The sequence below is a fragment of the Streptomyces sp. 8P21H-1 genome (genome assembly GCF_013302945.1).
On sequence record NZ_JABTYA010000169.1, the window covers coordinates 1625 to 3233 of the forward strand.

The window sequence follows — 1609 nt, forward strand, 5'->3', positions numbered from 1 at the left end:
GGACACGGCGGCGCGGCGCGGACGGCCGGTCTCCGGCCAGTCGGTCGTCTCGGTCAGCAGGCGTACGTCGCCCTCGGTCCAGTCGACGTGGGTGGACGGCCGGTCGATGTGCAGGGACTTGGGCAGGACGCCGTGCCGGATCGCCATGACGGTCTTGATGACGCCCGCGACACCGGCGGCGGCCTGCGCGTGGCCGATGTTCGACTTGATCGAGCCGAGCAGCAGCGGCCGGTCCTCGGGCCGGTCCTGCCCGTAGGTGGCGAGCAGCGCCTGCGCCTCGATCGGGTCGCCCAGGGTGGTGCCGGTGCCGTGCGCCTCGACGGCGTCGACGTCGGCGGTGGTGAGCCCGGCGCTCGCCAGGGCCTGGCGGATGACACGCTGCTGGGAGGGCCCGTTGGGGGCGGTCAGGCCGTTGGAGGCACCGTCCTGGTTGACGGCCGAGCCGCGCAGCACCGCGAGGACGGGGTGGCCGTTGCGGCGGGCGTCGGAGAGGCGCTCCACGACCAGCATGCCGACGCCCTCGGACCAGCCGGTGCCGTCGGCGGCGTCCGCGAATGCCTTGCAGCGGCCGTCGGGAGCGAGGCCGCCCTGACGGGTGAAGCCCGCGTAGCCCATGGCGGTGGACATCACGGTGACACCGCCGGCGAGGGCCAGGTCGGCCTCGCCGGAGCGCAGCGCGTGCGCCGCCCAGTGGAGGGCGACCAGGGAGGAGGAGCAGGCGGTGTCGACGGTGACCGCCGGGCCCTCCAGGCCGAAGGTGTAGGAGAGGCGCCCGGAGGTGACGCTGGTGGCGAGGCCGGTGGGGGCGTGGCCCTCGGCGTCCTCGCGGGAGTTCATGACGAGCGTGGTGTAGTCCTGGCCGCTGGTGCCGACGAAGACGCCGGTGCGGCTGCCGCGCAGGGTGGCGGGGTCGATGCCGGCGTGCTCGAACGCCTCCCAGGTGGTCTCCAGGAGCAGGCGCTGCTGCGGGTCCATGGCGAGGGCCTCGCGCGGGGAGATCCCGAAGAAGGACGCGTCGAAGTCGGCCACGTCGTACAGGAAGCCGCCCTCGGAGGTGGCGCTGCGGCCGTGGCCGCCCTCGCCGCCCCGCTGGAGGGTCTCCAGGTCCCAGCCGCGGTCGGTCGGGAAGGCGGAGATGCCCTCACCGCCGTCGACGACGAGCTGCCACAGCTCCTCGGGGGAGCTGACGCCGCCGGGCATCCGGCAGGCCATGCCGACGATGACGACCGGGTCGTCGGCGAGCGCCGGGACGACGGCGGCCGGGGCGGCCGGGTCCGTGCCGCGCTGCTCGTCGAGGAGGGCGGCGACCAGGTGCTCGGCGAGCACGGTGGGCGTGGGGTAGTCGAAGACCAGGGTCGCCGGGAGCCGCAGGCCGGTGACCGCGGTGAGGCGGTTGCGCAGCTCGACCGCGGTGAGCGAGTCGAAGCCGAGGTCGTGGAAGTCGCGGTCGGCGTCGATGGCCTTGACCGAGGAGTGCCCGAGGACGGGGGCCGCCTCGGCGCGCACCAGGTTGACCGCGAAGCGCAGGCGCTCCTCCTCGCGCAGGTCGAGGAGTTGCCGGGTGACGGCCGCGGCGGTGCTCGCGCCGCCGACGGCGGTCGCGGCGGCG

At 75.2% G+C, this 1609-nt stretch carries 1 protein-coding gene; it reads right to left on the reverse strand.

Annotated features, from left to right (window positions below):
- The coding region (locus HO151_RS02840; protein WP_254594666.1) for a type I polyketide synthase at positions 1-1609 on the reverse strand (1609 nt) is incomplete at both ends.